This is a genomic window from Achromobacter sp. UMC46 (assembly GCF_014170335.1).
In the GTDB taxonomy this organism is placed as follows: domain Bacteria; phylum Pseudomonadota; class Gammaproteobacteria; order Burkholderiales; family Burkholderiaceae_B; genus Achromobacter.
On the sequence record NZ_LZZS01000009.1, the window covers coordinates 18,567 to 38,032 of the forward strand.

19 protein-coding genes are annotated in these 19,466 nt (G+C 64.4%); 11 read left to right on the forward strand and 8 right to left on the reverse strand.

Annotated elements, in window-relative coordinates:
* Positions 1-48: 48 nt before the first annotated feature.
* Genes A9973_RS12310 through A9973_RS12325 form a run of 4 tightly spaced genes read right to left on the reverse strand, consistent with a single transcriptional unit; the run spans position 49 to position 3,800 of the window.
* Positions 49-840 carry an ABC transporter permease gene (locus tag A9973_RS12310; protein ID WP_183014057.1) on the reverse strand — a complete coding sequence of 264 codons (792 nt, stop codon included), beginning with the start codon at positions 838-840 and terminating at the stop codon, positions 49-51.
* A complete protein-coding gene (locus A9973_RS12315) occupies positions 837-1,685 on the reverse strand; it encodes an ABC transporter permease (protein WP_183014058.1) in 849 nt (282 codons plus the stop codon). The genes A9973_RS12310 and A9973_RS12315 overlap by 4 nt, the downstream gene beginning before the upstream one ends.
* Positions 1,682-2,734, reverse strand: coding sequence for an ABC transporter ATP-binding protein (locus A9973_RS12320; RefSeq protein WP_183014059.1), 1,053 nt, complete (start codon positions 2,732-2,734; stop codon positions 1,682-1,684). The genes A9973_RS12315 and A9973_RS12320 overlap by 4 nt, the downstream gene beginning before the upstream one ends.
* A 13-nt stretch (positions 2,735-2,747) precedes the next feature.
* Positions 2,748-3,800, reverse strand: a complete 1,053-nt coding sequence (locus A9973_RS12325; protein WP_183014060.1) for an ABC transporter substrate-binding protein — start codon at positions 3,798-3,800, stop codon at positions 2,748-2,750.
* A 154-nt stretch (positions 3,801-3,954) separates the two neighbouring features.
* On the opposite strand from A9973_RS12325, the gene A9973_RS12330 reads away from it, so the two are divergent.
* From A9973_RS12330 to A9973_RS12355, 6 genes are all read left to right on the forward strand, one after another.
* The gene (locus tag A9973_RS12330) at positions 3,955-5,037 is read left to right on the forward strand and encodes a GlxA family transcriptional regulator (protein ID WP_183014061.1); all 1,083 of its coding nucleotides are present in this window, start codon (positions 3,955-3,957) and stop codon (positions 5,035-5,037) included.
* Between the two features lie 23 nt (positions 5,038-5,060).
* Positions 5,061-5,771, forward strand: a complete 711-nt coding sequence (locus A9973_RS12335; protein ID WP_183014062.1) for a glutathione S-transferase — start codon at positions 5,061-5,063, stop codon at positions 5,769-5,771.
* 507 nt (positions 5,772-6,278) lie between these two features.
* Positions 6,279-7,763, forward strand: a complete 1,485-nt coding sequence (locus A9973_RS12340) for a methyl-accepting chemotaxis protein (protein ID WP_183014063.1) — start codon at positions 6,279-6,281, stop codon at positions 7,761-7,763.
* A 112-nt stretch (positions 7,764-7,875) separates the two neighbouring features.
* Positions 7,876-8,100, forward strand: a complete 225-nt coding sequence (locus A9973_RS12345; RefSeq protein ID WP_183014064.1) for a DUF1653 domain-containing protein — start codon at positions 7,876-7,878, stop codon at positions 8,098-8,100.
* A 4-nt stretch (positions 8,101-8,104) separates the two neighbouring features.
* Positions 8,105-8,719 (forward strand): 3'-5' exonuclease, encoded by a 615-nt coding sequence (locus A9973_RS12350; protein ID WP_183014065.1) that lies wholly within the window; start codon positions 8,105-8,107, stop codon positions 8,717-8,719.
* Positions 8,720-8,746: 27 nt separating this feature from the next.
* Complete coding sequence (locus A9973_RS12355) at positions 8,747-9,106, forward strand: nucleotide pyrophosphohydrolase (RefSeq protein WP_183014066.1); 360 nt, start codon at positions 8,747-8,749, stop codon at positions 9,104-9,106.
* 3 nt (positions 9,107-9,109) lie between these two features.
* Here A9973_RS12355 and A9973_RS12360 read toward each other — a convergent pair whose 3' ends face one another.
* Positions 9,110-9,400, reverse strand: coding sequence for an antibiotic biosynthesis monooxygenase (locus tag A9973_RS12360; RefSeq protein WP_183014067.1), 291 nt, complete (start codon positions 9,398-9,400; stop codon positions 9,110-9,112).
* A 106-nt stretch (positions 9,401-9,506) separates the two neighbouring features.
* On the opposite strand from A9973_RS12360, the gene A9973_RS12365 reads away from it, so the two are divergent.
* The 3 genes from A9973_RS12365 to A9973_RS12375 all read left to right on the forward strand — a co-directional run bounded on the left by A9973_RS12365 (position 9,507) and on the right by A9973_RS12375 (position 11,507).
* A complete protein-coding gene (locus tag A9973_RS12365; protein WP_255469136.1) occupies positions 9,507-9,896 on the forward strand; it encodes a hypothetical protein in 390 nt (129 codons plus the stop codon).
* A gap of 388 nt (positions 9,897-10,284) precedes the next feature.
* Positions 10,285-10,761, forward strand: coding sequence for a hypothetical protein (locus A9973_RS12370; RefSeq protein ID WP_035214242.1), 477 nt, complete (start codon positions 10,285-10,287; stop codon positions 10,759-10,761).
* Between the two features lie 44 nt (positions 10,762-10,805).
* Positions 10,806-11,507 carry a hypothetical protein gene (locus A9973_RS12375; RefSeq protein WP_183014069.1) on the forward strand — a complete coding sequence of 234 codons (702 nt, stop codon included), beginning with the start codon at positions 10,806-10,808 and terminating at the stop codon, positions 11,505-11,507.
* A 30-nt stretch (positions 11,508-11,537) separates the two neighbouring features.
* Here the strand turns inward: A9973_RS12375 and A9973_RS12380 are convergent, their stop codons facing one another.
* Entirely contained in the window at positions 11,538-13,943 is a 2,406-nt protein-coding gene (locus A9973_RS12380) for a DUF3772 domain-containing protein (protein ID WP_183014070.1), read from the reverse strand.
* Between the two features lie 225 nt (positions 13,944-14,168).
* Positions 14,169-15,095, reverse strand: a complete 927-nt coding sequence (locus A9973_RS12385) for a LysR family transcriptional regulator (RefSeq protein ID WP_183014071.1) — start codon at positions 15,093-15,095, stop codon at positions 14,169-14,171.
* Between the two features lie 248 nt (positions 15,096-15,343).
* Here A9973_RS12385 and A9973_RS12390 point away from each other — a divergent pair, with 248 nt between their 5' ends.
* Positions 15,344-16,861 (forward strand): acetyl-CoA hydrolase/transferase family protein, encoded by a 1,518-nt coding sequence (locus A9973_RS12390; RefSeq protein ID WP_183014072.1) that lies wholly within the window; start codon positions 15,344-15,346, stop codon positions 16,859-16,861.
* Between the two features lie 128 nt (positions 16,862-16,989).
* Here A9973_RS12390 and A9973_RS12395 read toward each other — a convergent pair whose 3' ends face one another.
* Entirely contained in the window at positions 16,990-17,943 is a 954-nt protein-coding gene (locus A9973_RS12395; protein ID WP_183014073.1) for a LysR substrate-binding domain-containing protein, read from the reverse strand.
* 135 nt (positions 17,944-18,078) lie between these two features.
* On the opposite strand from A9973_RS12395, the gene A9973_RS31140 reads away from it, so the two are divergent.
* Positions 18,079-18,417 carry a hypothetical protein gene (locus A9973_RS31140; RefSeq protein WP_255469137.1) on the forward strand — a complete coding sequence of 113 codons (339 nt, stop codon included), beginning with the start codon at positions 18,079-18,081 and terminating at the stop codon, positions 18,415-18,417.
* Positions 18,418-19,466: the final 1,049 nt, after the last annotated feature.

A 19,466-nucleotide genomic window follows, 5' to 3' on the forward strand; every position in this document is an offset into this window, starting at 1 on the left:
TGGCTCCAGACAAAAGTAGGATGAGGGGGAAAACCGGGAGTCGAGAAACTATTTGCCGCGTTCGGACAGCATGTCCAGCCCAACGGTCAAATCAAGGATGACGATGGCGATCACCGCAACCACGATCGTGGCGCCCGATACGGCTGCGATGGTCGGATCTATCGTGTACTGCACATAGTTGAAAAGCTTCACGGGGATAGTGTTCAGGTCCGCCGTGGTGTTGAAGATGGAAAGCTCCACGTTGATCCAGGACGAGATGAACGCGAAGATCGAACCGGTCACGATGCCCGGCCGGATCTGCGGCAGCACGACCAGGAAAAACGTGGTCCAGGGGTTGGCGCCCAGGTCCGCGGACGCCTCCTCCAGCGCGCGCTGCTCCGGCGTCAGCAGCGTCAGCGTGGACCGCAGCACGAACGGGGCGATGATGACGATGTGCCCGATCAGCAGCGACAGGAAACTGCGGGTCAGGCCGAAGTACGCGCCGTACTGCAGCAGCGCCGCACCCAGCACGATGTGGGGCAGCACCAGCGGCGACATCAGCACCGAGGTCAGCGCGGCCTTGCCCGGAAACTCGTAGCGGGCGATCGCCAGCGCGGCAGGCACGGTCAGCACGACCGCGGCGACGGTCGCCGCCAGCGCCAGCACCGTGCTGGTCGTGAACGCGGCCACATAGCCGGCTTCGACCAGCAGCGTTCGGTACCACTCCAGCGTCCAGCCTTGCGGCGGGAACGCCAGGTAGGGCGTGGCGGTGAACGACGACCCCATGATCACCACGAGCGGCAGGGCCAGGTACGCCAGCACGGCCAGCGCGATCAGGCGGATCAGGTTGCGGGCGATCATCGCGCGGCTCCGGGCAAGATGGCGGCGCGGTTCGCCAGCGCGACCAGGATCAAGGTGAATACCAGCAGCACCATGCTTAGCGCGCCGCCGTAATGGAAGTCGAACACCGAGCTGTATTGCTGGAAGATCAGCATGGACAACACCGAGATCCGTCCGCCGGACAGCAGGGCGGGCGTGACATAGGCGCTGACCGCCAGCGTGAAGACGATGATGGCGCCGGACACCACGCCGGGCAGCGTCAGCGGCCAGGTGATGTGGAAGAACGTCGCGGCGGGGCTGGCGCCCAAGTCGGCCGAGGCTTGTTCGCAGGCAGGGTCGACCCGGGCCAACGCATTGCCCACCGCCAGCACCACGAAGGGCAGCAGCACGTAGACCATGCCGATCAGGATGCCCAGCTCGGTGCCGATGAAGCGCACCGGCCGGTCGGCCGCGCCGGCGCCGACCAGCGCCTGGTTGACGAGCCCGTTGCGGCCCAGCAGCACCATCCAGCCGAAAGCGCGCACGATGTTGCTGGTGAACAGCGGCACCACCAGCAGGATCACGCAGAAGCGCCGCCAGGCCTGCCAGCGCACCACGCGCAACAGATACCAGGCCAGCGGGTAGCCCAGGATCACGCACACGACCGTGGTGAAAAAGGCCAGCCGGAAGGTCACCAGGATCACGTCCCAGTGGTACTGGTCGGCCAGCACGCGCAGATACTCCTGCAAGGTCAGTGTGGTGCCGTCCGGCCCGCCCGTGATGCTGGCCAGCGCCACCACCGCCAGCGGCGCCAGGAAGAAGGCCGCGAAGAACAGCACGGGAGCGGCCAGCAGCAGGCCGGGCGAAAGCCAGGCGCGCGCGTTCATGGCTGGTCACCGATCAGGTGCAGGTGCTCCGGCGCGAAGGCCAGGTGGACCGTCGCGCCGGGCCGCAGTCCGGCGGGCGCGATGCCGCCATGGCGCGCCACGACCGTCTGGCCGCCGATGTCCACATGGATCATGCTGTGGCTGCCTACGTTGATGACGTCGGTGACCGCGCCGGTCAGCGTATGGGCCGACGCGTCGTCATGCAGCTTCAGGTCTTCGGGGCGCAGCACTGCCACGCCACGCGCGGGCGCGGGTCTGCCGGCCAGCGGGACGCGCAGGCCCTGCGCCTGCAGCTGCAGCATGCCGCCTTCCGCCGCCGTGAACGCCATGAAGTTGGCGTCGCCGATGAACTCCGCTACGAAGCGCGTGGCCGGTTGGCGGTAGATGTCCGTGCCGGCACCCACCTGTTCGATGCGCCCCGCGTGCATGACGACGACGCGGTCGGCCATGGTCATGGCCTCTTCCTGGTCGTGCGTGACGAAGATGAAGGCGATGCCAAGTTTTGCCTGCAGGTGCTTGAGTTCCAGTTGCATGCGTTTGCGCAGCTTCAGGTCCAGCGCGGACAGCGGCTCGTCCAGCAGCAGCAGCTTGGGCTGGTTGACGATGGCGCGCGCCAGGGCCACGCGTTGCTGCTGGCCGCCCGACATTTCGCGGGGGTAGCGCGGGCCGAAGTCCGCCAGCCCGACCATGTCCAGCGCCGCGCGGGCGCGCTCGGCGGCCTCGGCCCTCGGCGCGCCCTGGCGCCGCGGGCCATAGGCCACGTTCTCCGACACGGTCATGTGCGGAAACAGCGCATAGTTCTGGAACACCGTGTTCAGCGGGCGATGGTGCGCGGCCAGGCGGCTGATGTCCTGGCCGTCGATCAGGATGCGGCCCGATTCGGGCTTCAGGAAGCCGGCGATCGAGCGCAGCAAGGTGGTCTTGCCGCAACCGCTGGGACCCAGCAGGGCCACGAATTCCCCCTGCTGGATGTCCAGGTCGATCCGGTCCAGCGCCTGGTAGGCGCCAAACCGCATCGACACGCCTTCGATGGAGAGCAAAGCGGACATGTTCGACCCCGGCCTAGCGCTTGCGGGCGACCTGGCGGTTCCACGCATCGGTGACTTCGGCGCGGCGGCTGTTGATGAGGTTCCAGTCGAACAGGCTCAGGTTCTTCACCGAGCCATCGGCGCCCCACGGCAGCTTGCGGGCCACGTCCTTGGGCACCTGCACGTCCTTGACGGCGGGCCCCAGGTACAGGCGGGTGGCCAGGCAGACGGCGGCGTCGGGCGTCAGCGCGGTGTCGATGAACTTCTTGGCCGCGGCCGCATTGGGCGCGCCCTTGACCAGGTGCAGGCGGGCGTCCGTGGCCCACGCGCCTTCCTTGGGCACGGCGAAGCCGATGGGCAGGCCCTTGTCGATCAAGTCCCAGGCGCCCACGTTGAAGTGCGCGCCGATGATGGCCTCGCCGCTTTGATAGGCATTGCTGGCAGCGCCCGAGCTATCGAAGAACAAGGCGGTGTCCAGCGTGGCCAGCTTGGCGTACAGCGGAGCCAGGTTGGACGGGTCGATCGCCCAGACGCGCGCCAGGAAGAAGATGAATGGCACCCCGGACGAATTCGCGGGCGAGGGCACGGCGACGGCGCCGGCGTACTCGGGCTTCCACAGATCCTTCCAGCTGGTCGGCGCTTGCGGCACTTCCTTGGTGTTGTAGGTGATGCCCAGCGAGTAGTAGCCGGTGCTGACGGCATACGCCGCATCGCCATTGCGGTACACGCCCTGGTCGATGACGTTCTTCAGATTGGGGATGGAAGCGGGGTCCAGCGTGTCCAGGACGCCAGCCTGCGCAGCCAGTTCGCTGATGCCGCCGTCCATCCAGGCCACATCGATCGTGGGCGCGTTCTTCTGCTGCTGCAGCTTGGCCAGGGTGGTCGTCGACGTGCCGACTTCCGGCACGACCGTCACGCCCGTGGCCTTGGTGTAGGGGTCGGCGACGCAGGCGCGGAAAGCGTCGCCCCAATTGCCGCCATACCAGGCGACGGTGATCTTCTGCTGCTGCGCCATCGCCTGCGTGGCCAGCAATAGGCCGGCGCCCAGCAAGGCAGCGCGGACGGCGCTGCGGGTAGGTGTTGCCATGTCGGATTCCCCTTGTCGATTTATCGGCTTGTCGCGGCGGCCGCTGGAACAGGGCGCTCCAGGACGGAGCCGTGACATTGCCATACCTGCATCTTGGGTGATCCCCGGGAAAACGAGCTTGAAGACGCGGGACAAAAACTTGAATAATTGCGACATGACCACCGCCGAAACCGCCGCTTGCCCGTCTTCCTCCTATGAGGACGCCGTGGAAGGCCTGCCCCAGGGGAAACCCGCACTCACCATCGGCATCGTGCTGATGGACCAGTTCACGCTGGCCGCTTTCGCCGGCTTGGTGGATGTGCTGCGCCTGGCCGGCGACCACGGCGGACGCAGCCGGCAGATCCATACGGCATGGCGCGTGATGAGCTGGGACGGCAAGCCGCGCTGCTCCAGCGCGGGCCTGACCATCGATGTGGCCGACAGCCTGCCCGACGATCCTGCCCAGTTCGACTATGTGGCGGTGTGCGGGGGCAACGACTACATCAACGGCCGCATGCCGGAACCGCTGCGCGACTGGCTTCGGCTGGCGGCGGCGCTGCGGGTGCGCCTCTTGGGCATCTGCACGGGCACGTTCGCGCTGGCCCAGGCCGACGTGATCGGGCCGCGCACGGTCTGCGTGCATTGGAATGTGCTGGATGCGTTCCGCGAACGCTTTCCGCAGACCCGGGCGGTGGTGGACCGCTTGTTCGTGGACGAGGGCGACCTGATCTCTTGCGCAGGATCAACCGCGGCGATCGACCTGGGCCTGTATCTGGTGGCGCGGCATTGCGGGCGCGACAAGGCGCAGCAGGCCATGCGGCACATGATGCTGCAAGGCGTGCGTCCGGGCCGCGTGCCGCAGGCGCATTTCCGCACGGACCTGTCCGGTATCCAGGATCTGCGCGTGCGCCAGGCCGCGCACTTCATCGAGCAGCGCATTGATAACCCCCCGCCGCTGGACGCCATCGCGCGCTATGTCGGCGTCGGCCGGCGGCAGTTGGAGCGCGCGTTCCGTCTTGCCACGGGCATGTCGCCCATGGCGTTCCAGCGCCAGTTACGGCTGGAATACGGAAGCTGGTTGTTGCTGAATAATCCTTGCAGCATCACGCAGATTGCGTTGGACTGCGGTTTTGCGGACGGCGCGCATTTCTCGCGCGATTTCAGGGCGCACTTCGGATTATCCCCGCGCCAGTATCAACAGGCCCGCTGCCAGCAGGCAGTCGGGCAAGAGGGCGGCGTCAGCGTATTTCCTGCCTAGCCTTCGCTTACCAAGGAGACGGCATGACTTATGACCTCTGGTATTGGGACGGTATTCCCGGGCGCGGCGAATTCGTGCGCCTGGCGCTGGAAGCCGGCGGCATTCCGTATCGTGAACGCGTGCGCGAACCCGGCGCTTCTGAAAATGCGTTGATCGAAGACATGCAGTCCGCGCGCAAGCATCCGCCGTTCGCGCCGCCGTATCTGGTGGCGGGCGGCATGACACTGGGCCAGACCGCCAATATCCTGCTTTTCCTGGGTGAAAAGCACGGGTTGGCGCCCGAATCGCTGGAAGGCAGGCTGTGGGTAAACCAGCTGCAATTGACCATCGCCGATATGGTGACCGAAGCGCACGACACGCATCACCCCATATCCGCCAACGATTATTACGAAGACCAGAAAGAAGAGGCCGCCCGCCGCGCGCGCAGTTTCCGGGAAGAGCGCATCCCCAAATTCCTGGCGTACTTCGAACGCGCGCTGGCTGGACCGACTGCGTGGCTGGCTGGCGGCAAGCGCTGGACCTATGTCGACTTGTCGTTGTTCCATCTGGTCGACGGTCTGCTCTATGCATTTCCCAAACGCATGGGCACCGTGGCGTCGGATTATCCGAACGTGATGGCCTTGCACGCGCGCGTGGCGGTACTGCCTGTGTTGCAGGCGTATTTCGACAGCGGCAGGCGTCTGCCTTTCGGCGAATGCATCTTCCGCCAGTATCGAGAACTGGACGCCGCCTGACGGCGTCATGAATGGGGCGGCGCCTTCAATCGAAGTCCGGCTCGAGCGGCTTTGGTTTGCCGGGTTATCCCGCCCGCATTTTCATCGCGCATATTAATAATGGGGCCAGCAACCGCCTTGTAATAGGCGTGTGTAATCCATTCGCTTGAAAAAGACGATGGAATTCGTATTAACCCTGAGCAACGTTATAAGGGCAGACTGATGGCGCTGTTGAATATTTGCTGAATGAATATTCGGCGTGACGATTTTTTTCGCAGCGCTATCGGTAATAGGTTGAGAAACGATCATTTTTAGGATTAAATATTTTCGACTGGATACATTCTTGTGTGCCTATTTTTTTGTTCAGACCTGCCGTTACCGCTGTGGCGACGGACCTCCAGGTAGCAAGTGCATGCGGCGCGGCATGCATTGCCTGAGTGTGGGACGCGCCAAGCAGTTCTGATTCAGAGATTCCGCTTGTCGACCGTTTTCAGAAACTTCGTCCCATCCTAGGCAGGAGACGCCATCATGCAATGGATCACCCTTAGTCGCTTGTTCCGCGCAGAACGCGGCATGCAGAAGGCGGATCTTTACGGCCAGATTTCAGCTATCCACAAAGCGCAGGCCGTTATCGAATTCGATCTGGAAGGTCATGTCTTGATGGCCAACCAGAATTTTCTGGACACCATGGGTTATTCCCTGGATGAAGTCCTGGGGCAGCACCACCGCATGTTCATCGACCCGGATGAACGCGAAACCGTCGAGTATCTGGCCTTTTGGCAAAAACTAGGTCAGGGTGCCTATGACGCGGGCCGCTACCGCCGCGTTCGCAGCGACGGCCGGGACGTCTGGCTTCAGGCGTCGTATAACCCCATCTTCGATAAGCGCGGCCGGCCGATAAAAGTCGTCAAGTACGCCACCGACATTACCGACCAGCAGCAACGCCAGGCGGATACGGAAGGCCAGTTGGCGGCCATTTCCAAGGTGCAGGCGATTATCGAGTTCGAACTCGACGGCACGATCATCCGCGCCAACGACCTGTTCCTGAATGCGGTGGGGTATCACGCGTCCGAAGTCGAGGGCCGGCACCACAGCATGTTCGTGCGGCCCGAAGAGGCGCGCACGGCGGCCTACCAGGAGTTCTGGCGCAAGCTGCGCAGCGGCCAGCATGACACCGGCCAATACCTGCGCATCGGCAAGGGTGGCCGCCAGGTCTGGATCGAAGCCAGCTACAACCCGATCTTCGACCCCGAAGGGCGGCCATTCAAAGTCGTGAAGTACGCCACCGACATCACCAAGCGGTTCACCGCCGCGCAGACATTGCGGGTGGCGGTGCAGGGGCTGACGGAAAACGCCGAACGCGCCAGTCAGGCCAACGCGCTGGCGCAAGACGCCTGCAAAGTCGCGGAACAGGGCGGCAAGACGGTGAAAGGCGTCGTGCAGACGATGGGTGCCATTACCGATAGCTCGCGGCGCATCTCCGAGATCATCGGCGTCATGGACGGCATCGCCTTTCAGACGAACATCCTGGCCTTGAACGCGGCCGTGGAGGCCGCTCGGGCAGGCACGCACGGCAAGGGGTTTGCGGTGGTCGCGGCCGAGGTCCGCAGCCTGGCGCAGAATAGCGCCGCCGCCGCCAAAGAGATCAAGGGGCTGATCACGACGTCCGTCGAACAGATCGAAAGCGGCGCCGGACAAGTGCAATCGGCGGGCGCCACCATGGAAGACATCGTGGCGTCGTCGCGCCGCGTCACCGAAATCATGGCGGAAGTGGTGAACGTGTCGCTGGCGCAATCGGCCAAGTTGGGAGATGTCACCGAAGACATCACGCAGATGACCGCCGAGGCCGCCCAGACGTTGCAGGCCACGCAGGAAGCGGCGGATGCGCACGCCACGCGCAAAGACCATCGGCCTGTAGGGGTGGTCAAGCCCGTGGCGGCCGCCGTGCGGGCGCGGCCGGCGGCGAATACCCCGCTGGCGCCCAAGCCGGTGCTGGAGTACGTGCGGTATTGACCATTGCGCGGGCAGACGCCCGCGCGAGTGCGCTATAAAGACGGTATTGTCTGAATCCCAGGCCTGGGCCGGATCGCTTCCGCCCGGGCCGCTCTATTTGCGGCACCCGTCCATGACCGAATCCGAAGCCCTGGCCCTTGCCTCGCACCGCCACTACAAGGGCGGCCTGTATCTGTACGTGGGCACCGCCCGCCACTCCGAGACCGAAGAGTCCATGGTGGTGTACGAACACCTTTGGCCCCACGCGCGCGGCTTGTGGGTGCGGCCCGCCACGCTGTTCTTTGGCCAACTGGCCGACGGCTCGCCGCGTTTCGCGCCGTTGCACCCGGCGGAGTAGCGCCGTGACGTTCTTCAACCGGCGTCCACGGGCAAGCGGCGTATCGCGCGCGACCGTCAACCGGGCGCAAGCCTCCGCGGCGTTGGATTCGGCATTGCAGGCGCTGCGCGGCCCGTTCATCGTGGCCGACTTGGAAACCACCGGGCTGTCCACGGCCACGTGCGAAATCCTGGAATTCGCGGCGGTCCGTGTCGAAACCTGCGGCACGCTGGCTCGCCAGTACACCCAGGTGGTGCGCACCCGGTCGCCCGTGCCGTCTTTCATTACCCGGCTGACGGGCATCACCCAGGCGGAAGTCGACCGCCACGGCGTGCCGGTGGTGCAGGCGTTTTCGTCCTTCCTGGAATTCGTCGAGGACTTGCCGGTGTTCTTCCACAACGCCTCGTTCGACCGGCGCTTCCTGGGCGCGGCGGCCGACCAGACCGGTTTGCCGTTCGCGAATCCCACGCATTGCACGCTGGCGCTGGCGCGGCGCGCCTGGCCCGAACTCCCGTCCCACAAACTTGAGATACTGGCGCGCCACGTGGGCGCGTCGGATCCGACTCACCGCGCCTTGGCCGACGTGCGCACGACCGTGGCCGTGGCATTGGCGGCCAGCTCGCGGCTGGCTACGCCCTGACGCGTCATCCGTTATCTGGAAAATTCGATGTCCGACCTTGAACAGATCAAGCTTGCGGTGCGGGCCTTCACGGCGGAAAGGGCCTGGCAGCCGTTTCACTCGCCCAAGAACCTGTCGATGGCCCTGTCGGGCGAGGCCGGCGAACTCGTGTCCCTGTTCCAATGGCTGACCGAGGACGAGTCGCGCAATATGGCGCCGGATCGCCTGGCGGACGCCGCAGATGAAATCGCGGATGTGCAGATGTACCTGGTGGCGCTGGCGGATCAGCTGGGCATCGATATCGCCGACGCCGTAGCGCGCAAGATGGTGAAGAACGCGCAGAAATATCCGGCGGACCGTTTTGCGGGCAGCGCCCGCAAGTACGACGATCCGCCCGAAACGGCCTGACGGTCAGATCACCTTTTGTTCGTGGTGCACCTGGGGCGGCTCGACGAAAAAGCCCGCGACGAGCTTGCGCCATTCCTGGAAATCGGTCGATTCGCGGAAATCCACCATGTGGTTCTCGACCGTTTCCCAATCCACGACGAGCGTATAGCGCTGCGGTTGCTCGATGCTGCGGTACAGCTCCATGCCGTGGCAGCCGCGGGCCCGCAGGAACAGCGGCTTGGCCTCTGCGACGCCTGCCTCGAACAGCGCTTCCTGCTCTTCGCGGACATGGATGCTGGCAATCTCCTGGATCATGACGGTGTCTCCGAATAATTGGGGCCAGGTGAGGCCTGGCCGGCCGGAGTAGTATGGCTGAAAATTCCTGTTCCAGCCTGTCCCGATGACTCTTCGTGCCGTCGCCTTGACTCGTCTCATTGCCGTTCGCCTGCTGTGGTACGCGGGCATCGCCGTTGTCGCCATCATGGCGCTGGCGCTCAATACGCAATTCAGCGTAGCGGTGCTGCTGTCCGCGATCGCCATCTACATCCCTTTGTCGGTGCTGTGCCTGCCCTTGATGGCATGGCTGTGCTGGAGCCGTGGCCTGCGTCCTACCGTCCAAGGGCTGGCGCCCGCCTGGCCCGCGTGGCTGGCCGGCGCACTGGGCATCGCGCTAGTGGCCAGCTACCACGTGCTGGCCGACCTGGACCTGGCGGAATGCGGCTTCCTGCTGATGCTCGTCGCGGGCGATCTCTGGCTGGTCCGCCGGGAAGCCACGCAGTTCTTCACGCTTGCGCCCGCCCTGCCAAGCTGACATTCAGCCTAAAGGCCATCGCCGGCATGCCTGCCGGCGTGTGCGCTAGGCACCTTGTCCGAGCCGGCGGCGCCTCTCCCCATCCTTAAAGTTGAGCCCGCTTGCGCGAGGCAGCCGCCCGCTGCGCTTTTCATCGTCCAAACGCATGGCAACGCGCGCACGCGCTCGTCTGTTTCGCTCACCGATCGACAGGCCGCCCTCGTCCACAAAGACGCGGTCGCCCGTTTAACCGATATCGACATGCCTAGGACGGAGCAATCATTCCGTACCAATACATAAGTCCCACGCCACTCGTCTTCGTGCGGGCACGGGGGAGGGACGTAGCGGTCCGCGCCGGTCGGCCACCGGCACCTGTGCATCCGCATGAAGCGGATCAGGAGGAGCTCAAATGAAAAAGCTCGCAGCAGTCGCAGCCATGACCTTGTTTGCCGCATCGGCTTATGCCAGCGGACCGGGCATGCCCTCCGTGTCGATCACCGGCCATGCCGGCACGATCAATGGCACGGCCTCGTCGGTCTCGACCGGCAGTTCGGTGGTGGCGACCCAGGTCAATGGCTACGGGTCTTCCAGCCAGACGTCGTTCGGCGAAACGGGCGGCGTCGCCCAAGTCGGCGGCACGTTCAACCGGGACGGCACGCAAGTGGTCACCAGCACGCGCCAGTACGCCACCAGCGAATCCTACGGCAATGTGACGGGCAACGCTCCCATCATGGTGGGCGATAGCATCGCCAACGGCGGCGCGTCGTTCGGCAAGACCGATACCGCCGCGTCGGCGACGGGGACTTTCGTTGCCGGCAACATCGGCGCGTTTGGGTCGATCGGCGGTGTGGGCGGGGTGGGCCACATCTCCGGCTTCAACCACTGACCCAATTATCCGGACGGCTTCGGCCGTCCGGTCGAGGGGACATCATGAAAACCATAGTGCTTGCAATTTCCCTGTCGCTGGCGGCATTCACGGCCTCGGCGCAGACCAGCAACTCCAGTTCTACGACATCCGCGTCATCGGGGTCGACCAATGCCGGCAACAACCAGGGCATCACGCTGAATTCCAACAATAGCGGTTCCAGCACCGTGAAGACGGTTCCACCGGTGGGGGGGCAGAGCTTCTATGGTTCGTTCTCGTCGGACAGCTGCATGGTGTCGGCGGGCGGCGGGGGCTCCGTGGTGGGCTTCGGCATGAATGTGGCCATTCCGATCGAAGACCAGAAATGCAGCTTGCGGCGCAACTTCGAGCGCACGATGCAAGCGGCCGCCTCCACCAAGGACGCGGACCGTTCGCGCCGGCTGGAGACCGCGGCCATCGACATCCTGTGCCAGACCGACGACCGCACCAAGGCCGCGCTGGTGGCGCAAGGCCTTTGCACCAATCCGGCGCTGACGACGGCCGATCATCGATTCGATACGACGGCGGTCGCGCAGACCTCGACGACCTCGACCATCGCCGTCGTGCCTCCCGCACCCGCGCCGGCGCAGACGCTGGCCAGGCCTTTGGCGCCCACAGTGCAGGCGTATCCGGTGCAAGCGGTCCAGACCACCGCGCTGGCGTCGCCGCCATTGCGCAATCCGAGGCTGGATCGGCAGCAGTTCGCCGACCTGTACTCGCCCGGCTGACGACTGGCGGCGTCGCGGGCGCAATCCGGTTCAGGAGGAGGCGGGCGGCGCGACGGCGCCGGGCGCCGCCGCCGGCTGGGGGGCCGAGGCCAATAGCATGGTGGGGGGCGAAGACACTTCCAGGCCCGCGTCGTTCAGGCGCTTGAGCACCGTGAACAGCATTGCGCTGCGCACGCCGTACGCAGCACGCGGCGAGGACACGTAGCCCTTGGCGTTGAAGATCAGGTTGCCGCCTTCGATGCCGTCCAGGAACACGTTGGGCGCGGGCGCCTCCAGCACGTCTTCGTGGTCGGCGAAGGCCTGCAAGATCAATTCGCGCACTTGCTCGGCGTCCGTTGACAGCGGCAGGGGCAGCTTGATCTGCACCAGGCCCAGGGGGTTCGATCGGGTCACGTTGCGCACCGTCTTGGTCACGAATTCCGAGTTCGGAACGATCACCGTGGACCGGTCGCCCATCTGGATTTCCGTGGCGCGGACGTTGATGCGCAGGATGTCGCCTTCGACGCCGCCCAGCGACACCCAGTCGCCGACCTTGACGGGGCGCTCGGCCAGCAGGATGAGGCCCGACACGAAGTTCTGCACGACCGCTTGCAGGCCGAAACCGATACCCACCGACAACGCACTGGCGATCCACGCCACGCGTTCCAGGCCGATGCCGGCCGCCGACAACGACAAGGCGATCGCCAGGACAAACCCCGCATATCCGAACAAGGTCGCGGCCGACAACTGCATCCCGGGGTCGAGTTCCGTGGTCGGCAGGTAGCGGTTCGACAGCCAGCGCTTGAGCATCTTCACGCTCAGCAGCGACAGGGCCAGCACGATCACCGCTTGCAGCACTGCGCCGGGACGGATCTGCGCTTCACCGATCGCCAGGCCTTTGCGCAGTTGGTCAAAGCGCTGAAGCAGATCCGCCGGCCCTTCGCCGAAGGGCGCCAGCAGCATGATCACCGCCAGCAAACCCACCGCCACGCGGCCGACGCCCGATAGCAGCACAGCCGCCTGGTCGCGCAGGCTGGGGCCCTCGTTCTCGCCTTCGCGGTGCGACGTGCCCAGCAGCGTGCTGAAGCCGTCCTCGATCAGCGTCGACACCAGATAGGCGGACGCCAGCACGATCAGCGTCCACAACACTTGCTTGGTCAGGAAGGCGCCGAACGCCACATAGCCCGCCAGCAGGCTGGCAAGGCCCAGAATCAGCACGGCCCACACCGTGCCCAGCAGCAGGGAAGTCCAGAAGGGGGCGGGTACGTCGTTTTCCTGGATGCTCTGGCGTCGCAGCCTGCGGCAGATGGCCAGCACGATGGCCATCGTCGTCATGATGATCGCGGCGACGATGCCCGTCAGCGTGATCGTCGTCGTCAGGCTGGCGTTCAGCAGCACCGGCAGCCGTTCGGCCAGCCAGATCATCACGACCAGCGTGCCCAGCAGGTTGGGCAGCCAATTCAGGCGCGTCGCCACGGCGTCGCTGATGGGAGGCAGGCGCCAGGACGGGCGATGCGTCGACAGCAACGCGTTGCCCAGGCCCGACACGTAGCCGCCGAAGCAGACGGTCGCGACCAGCGTCGCCAGCAGCGCGCCCGTGTTGTCGGACAGCTGCGAATTCCAGTCCAGGCCGGCATGGATCAATAGCGCCACCAGGCCCGGCGTCGCCACCGACAGCGTCAGTTGCGCCACCGCCAGGAACGAGCGCCGCAGCCGGCCGGGCGGTACGCGGGTCGCCGTCAAGCGCAGGAACAGGCGGCCGATCCACATGCGTAGCGCGATCGTCAGCGCCGCGGCCGCAGCCACCAGCAGCCACCCCCATTTCGGCGTTTGGCCGATGGCGGTGGTCAGGTCGTCGCGCAAGGCCTCAAGGCGTTCGAGATCGCGCGGGAATTCCTCATGGAACTCCACCCAGAATTGCTTGGACAGGAACGAGTCGCGGCGTTCGCCCATACGTGCCTGGAACTGCGTGCGGCGCTGGGCCGAGATCTGTTCCGCGGTCTGCGCGGCGTCCACGGACAGCAGGCGGGCCAGTTTGATCTGCGCATCCAGCGCGCGGCTGCTTTTTTCCAGCTGCGTGCGCTGGGCCGCCACGTCGGGCGCCTCCTTGGCGCCTTCGGGCGGTGCGCCCAGTTCGCTCAGCCGGGCGTTCAGGCTGGTCAGCTGGGGCGCCAGCGCTTCGCTGGCTGCATCGGCTTTCGACTGGATGTCCAAGGCGTCGCCGCGCTGCTTCACGAGCGTGGCGTCGTCGGTCTGGTCGGCGACGCGCTTGCGGATGTCGTCGATCTGCTTGCGCGCCGCCGCCAACAGCGTTTCGGTTTCCGCCGGGTTGGTCGGCGGCGCCGCGAAGGCGGGCATCAGGCAGAGCGCCAACAACAACGCCGCGACTAGCGCGGCGATCTGGGACGCAAAAGGGCGCCGGGTGCGTAAGAGCAGGGGGATGCGGATCTGGGTCATGTTCTTGTGCGAGACACTCGCGTCGAGGCGGCAGCATAACAAGCCTCGGACCGGTTCGTTGCAACAAAAACTAGTAGCACGTCCCCAATTTACAACGCAGTGTTCCAGGGGCGTGTCCGCCGATTCCCGGGGGGCAGAAACAGGGCCGGATCGAATGCGGGACCGCCGACGCCGCGTGCCGGCGCGTCCACCGGCAATCCGCGTTTACGAGGTCAACGTTTGGAATCAACTCGGGCGGGCCGGCGCGCCTCGCGGGACCGGTTTTTTGGGTTTGCCCAGCACCGCGTCGCACACGTCCAGCCAGGCGCGCGCGGCAAAAGACAGGTAGCCTGACTGCAGCCAGATGTGGCCCACCTCCCATTGCATGCCGGACTTGGCCAGTTTGGCCGTACTCAGGCCGCGCGTCTTCATGCGCTGCATCAGCGGCTCGGGCAGCAGCGCCACGCCCAGGCCGGCGGAAGCCATCGCCACCAGAAAATCCCAATGCGCGCTTTGCGCCGCGATGCCGGGCTGAAAGCCCGCGTCGGCAAAGGCCTGGCGCAGGCGCCGGGTGACGGCGAAGTCGTCGGTGGGGATCAGCAGCCGCGCGTCGCGCAAGGCGCTCAAAGGCAGTGATGTCTTGCCAGCCCAGGGGGCGTCGGGCGGGCCGATCACCCAGATGGGGTAGCTGCCGAACGGCTGGGCGGCTAGTCCGCCGTCAGGTGCGATGGGCAAGATCGTGGCGCCCACCTCGATTTCACCGCTGGCGACCAGGCCTTCGACGGCCTGGCCGGTGCCTTCGCGCAGGGTCAGGTGGATGCCGGGATGCAGTTCGCGGAAGCGCTTGACCACCGGCGTGAACAGCAGGTTGATCATCGGCGGGATGCCGACCTCCAGCGCACCGCGATCCAGGTCGGCGGTCTGGCGCAATTCTTCGGACAGTTGCCGCATCGTCTCCAGCACCTGCATGCCCCGCTGATACATGACGCGCCCGGTATCGGTGGGCCGTGCCGTGTGGCCATCCCGGATCAGCAGCGGCGTGCCCGCCTCTTCTTCCAGTTGGCGAATCATCTTGCTCACGGTCGATTGCGTGACGAACAGCGCTTTGGCCGCCTGCGTGAAGCTGGCGTGCCTGACCGTTTCCACGAAATACCGTAATGCGCGCACGTCCATGGCGTGGGGCTCCCTAGGCGCGTTGCGCGCAAAAACGTCAATTGATGAAAAAAATGACTGGTTTGAATGAGTTTAAGTCATTACGAGATTTAAGCGGGCCTTCCTATACTGCCGAAAATTCATCCCGGAAGCAGGCATGTGCCCGCACCGTGATATCGGGAAACGCCGCGAAAGACGGTGCCCGGGCGCTGATAGGCGGCTTCGCCGCGCCCGGCCGCAAGCCGTTGGCCTTTAAATTTGGAGACACCATGCATCTCGACCGTATCCGCCACCCTGGGTTGCGCGCCAAGATCACTTCCGCCGATCAGGCGGCATTGCTGGTCCAGGACGGCATGACCGTCGGAATGAGCGGTTTCACGCGCGCCGGGGACTGTAAGTCCGTGCCGGCGGCGCTGGCTGCCCGGGCCGGGCGCGAGCCGCTGTCGATCACGCTGATCACCGGCGCCTCGCTGGGCCACGATACCGACAAGATGCTGGCCCAGGCGAACGCGCTGGCGCGCCGCATGCCGTTCCAGGTCGACACCACGTTGCGCCGCAAGATCAACCAGGGCGAAATCGCCTTCATCGACCAGCACCTGTCCGAAACCGTCGAACAGCTGCGCGCCGGCCACATCGGGCCGATCAATGTCGCCATCATCGAGGCGGCCGCAATCACGGAATCGGGCGCGATCGTGCCGACGATGTCGGTGGGGAACTCGGCCTCGTTCGCGCAGCAGGCCGACAAGATCATCATCGAATTGAACGTGGGCGTGCCCGCTGCCATCGAAGGCCTGCACGACATCTATGTGCCCGCCGACCGTCCCGCGCGCCAGCCGATCGGCCTGGTGTCGGTGGACCAGCGCATCGGCCAGCCCTTCATTGAAGTGGATCCCGCCAAGATCGCCGCCATCGTCATCACGCACGAGCCGGACAGCCCGTCCAACGCCTTGCCGCCCGACGACGACACCAACGCCATCGCCAGCCATATCAACACGTTCCTGCGCGGCGAAGTCGACGCGGGCCGGCTGACCAACGCCTTGCTGCCGTTGCAGGCTGGCATCGGCACTATCGCCAACGCCGTGCTGCACGGCTTCGAATCGTCGGATTTCGAGAATCTGACGATGTACTCCGAAGTGCTGCAAGACAGCGCCATCGAACTGCTGGACCAGGGCAAGCTCGCGTTCGCATCGGCGTCCTCCATCACGGTGTCCAAGCCCGTGTACGACAAGATCCTGGCCAACATCGAGCACTATCGCGAACGCATCGTGCTGCGCCCACAGGAAATCAGCAATGCGCCAGAAATCGTCCGCCGACTGGGCATCATCGGCATCAATACGGCGCTGGAATTCGATATCTACGGAAACGTGAACTCGACCCATGTGGGCGGCACGCACATGATGAACGGCATCGGTGGCTCGGGCGATTTCGCGCGCAACGCCCATCTGGCGATCTTCGTGTCCAAGTCGATGGCCAAGAACGGCGACATCTCCAGCGTAGTCCCGATGGTGTCCCACGTGGACCACACGGAGCACGACGTCGATGTGCTGGTGACGGAATGCGGCCTGGCCGACCTGCGCGGCCTGGCGCCGCGCGAACGTGCGCGCGCCATCATCCAGCATTGCGTGCACCCGTCCTACCGCGATGCCTTGCAGGACTATTTCGACCGCGCCTGCCAGCGCGGCGGCCAGACGCCCCATTTGCTGGAAGAGGCATTCTCCTGGCACCAGCGCTTCAATGAAACGGATTCGATGCAGCCGGTGGAATCGCCCGCGCGCAAAGTGGCCTGACGGCACGCAACGTTGACTGCCTTCGTCGCGGCGTCCGCCAGGCTAGTCGAGCGAAGCGAATCCTGGTCTGCCGGGAGTGCTCCCGCCGGGCGCCGTGTTTGGGTAGAGGTAAAGCAGCGAAAGCTGCTTTACCTTTTTTTTCGCCCCGGCTCCGCGGATAGGGCGTCCGGTTCGGGCGGCATGGTGACGAGGGCGCAACGGGATAGCTCCAGTTCGTCGCGCAGCCATTGCTTCAAGGCCACCAGCGGCGCCCAATCCCTCAGGCTTGGCGGATAGACCAGATGGTAGGTCTGCGCCTGTTCATATTGCACGCTCATGGGCGATATCCGCACCAGGCGGCCGGCGCACAGGGCATCCGCGGCCAGCAACTCGCGGCCCAGCGTAATGCCCAGGCCTTGTTCGGCCGCCTGCAGCATCATCCCTGCGTCGTTGAAGGTGGCCACCGGCATGACCGGCGTGCGCAGGCCTGCGGCATTGAACCAGTGCTGCCACATTTCGCGTTCGCCCAGCAACGGCTGGCGGGCCAGCGTCTCGGGGGAATGGTTTTCCAGCTTTGCCGCCGTCTCGGGCGAGGCCAGCGCGATCAGCGGCAGCGGCATGTCGAACAGGGGCTCGGATTCCACGCCCGCCCAAGGCCCGCGGCCAAACCGCAGCGCGGCATGAAAGCCGTCACGCACCAGATCCACGACTTGCTGAGAGGTCTCGATCTCCAGCGACAGTCCCGGATTCCGAACCCGCCACCGCGCCATGCGGGGCAGCAGCCAGCGCTGCGCGAAAGACGGCAGCACGGATACGCGAAGTCGCTGTTCGCTGCCCGTCGCCGCGGCCGCCGCCGCCATCACGCCTTCATCCAGCACGGCGAGCGCGCTTTGCACGCTGCACAGGAGCGCCGCACCCGCACTATTCAAGACAATGCCGCGCCCGCTGCGTTCAAACAGCGGAAAGCCCAACTGTTCCTCCAGCCCCTTTATCTGTTGGCTGACCGCACTATGCGTCAGGTGCAGCCGGTCGGCCGCCGCGCGCAAATTCTGCAACTCGGCGACGGCGCGGAAAGCGGGCAGGGTATTCAAAGGTAGACGCATGGAATTTCATGAGGCAATCGATTTTGGTTAGCATAGCTGACCAATACACCAAAAACAATTCGATTTTCACCGGCAGGTTGGGCGACTACGCTTACCAAAACGTCCTAAATCCAGGAACCCATCCAGGAGCCCATCATGTCTGCCCAAACCTGCACGTCCCCCGGCCCCTCCTTCTTGCCGTCACGGCAGCCTGTTCAACCCACGTTGGCGCCGTTGTCCGCCAGCATCGCCGCACAAGCCGAGAGCCCGCAAAACGCAAATCAGGAACACGACGCGGATCGGTACAAAGGCTGGCTGGGCAAGCTTTGGGCCGCATACCGCAAGCGTCGCGCCGAATCCCAGTTGCGCAACCTCGCCAGAGACATGGATCCGCATATTCTGCAAGATGTGGGGGCGCCCAACTGGCTCGTCAACGAAACCACCATGCAACGCGACCTGGCGCGCCTGAAGCACACGGATTACATGCGCTGGTAGCCGTTCGCCGAGCGTAGGGCGCATGGTGCAGCAGGCGCCGGTCCTTCCCAGGGAAGGACCGGCGCTTTCGCTTTGTGGGGGCTGAGCAATCGCCGTCTCTCTATATAGAGGGCAAGGCAGGGGAAAGAGGGCGCACCAAGATGCCTATATATATAGAGAGAGGCCAAATCCATGCGCTCGCCTGCGGAAAAAAGGGAAGTCTTTGCTTCCGGCACATGACAGCCCGAAAACTTGTGCTATAGTCTCGCTCCTTCGCAGTTCAGACAGTTTTTGAACCGCGGGGCCAGGCAAGCACAACAGGCAAGGCAAGGTGAAAACCCGGGGTAACCCAGCCAAGTCTGCCGCGACGGGTTCAGGAATGAGCGCCCAGCGGTTGTTGCAAGGATTGACGCAAATCAGGCAAAAGCCAGTTGCACAATCTGCAAAAATCGTGCTATAGTCTTGGGCTTGGCTGGTGATAAGAGTTCAGGGTTTACCCGGATCGAATTGCTAGCCACCTGAAGTAGTAACCAACCCCTGAAATTCAGGGCCGCCGCGAAAGCGGCGGGGTTGCAAGATAGGATGCAAGTCAGGCAAAAGCCGGTTGCATAATCTGCAAAAGTTGTGTTATAGTTTCAGGCTTGGCAGTTGCCGAAAACTTAGGGTTAACCCTGATGGGTTGTTCTGATGTTTCGATAGCTGCTAAAGAAAGCAGACCTGAAGGGGTCGCAAGCAAGAAAGCAGGGGCGCGAAAGCGAACGACGCTGACTTGACAAGCGATAAAAACTCCTTCATAATCTCACCTCTCTGCTGCTGAAAACGGCAAGCGACGCAAAGCGAAAGCAGCGCGAAGCTGGCGGGTTCAGCGAAATGGCAGTGAAGAATTTAGCAGTACCGCTCTTTAACAATTAAACAACCGATAAGTGTGGGCGCTTGATGCGATGCACTGTGATTAGGTTAGGCGTTAAACCCTGACCTCTTCACAAGCACAATGAAATCAAGTGCTCACTAGAAGTGAAGTACCTTAGACGTCAAGTTTAAGAACATACCTCACTTCCTTTGAGTAGCGA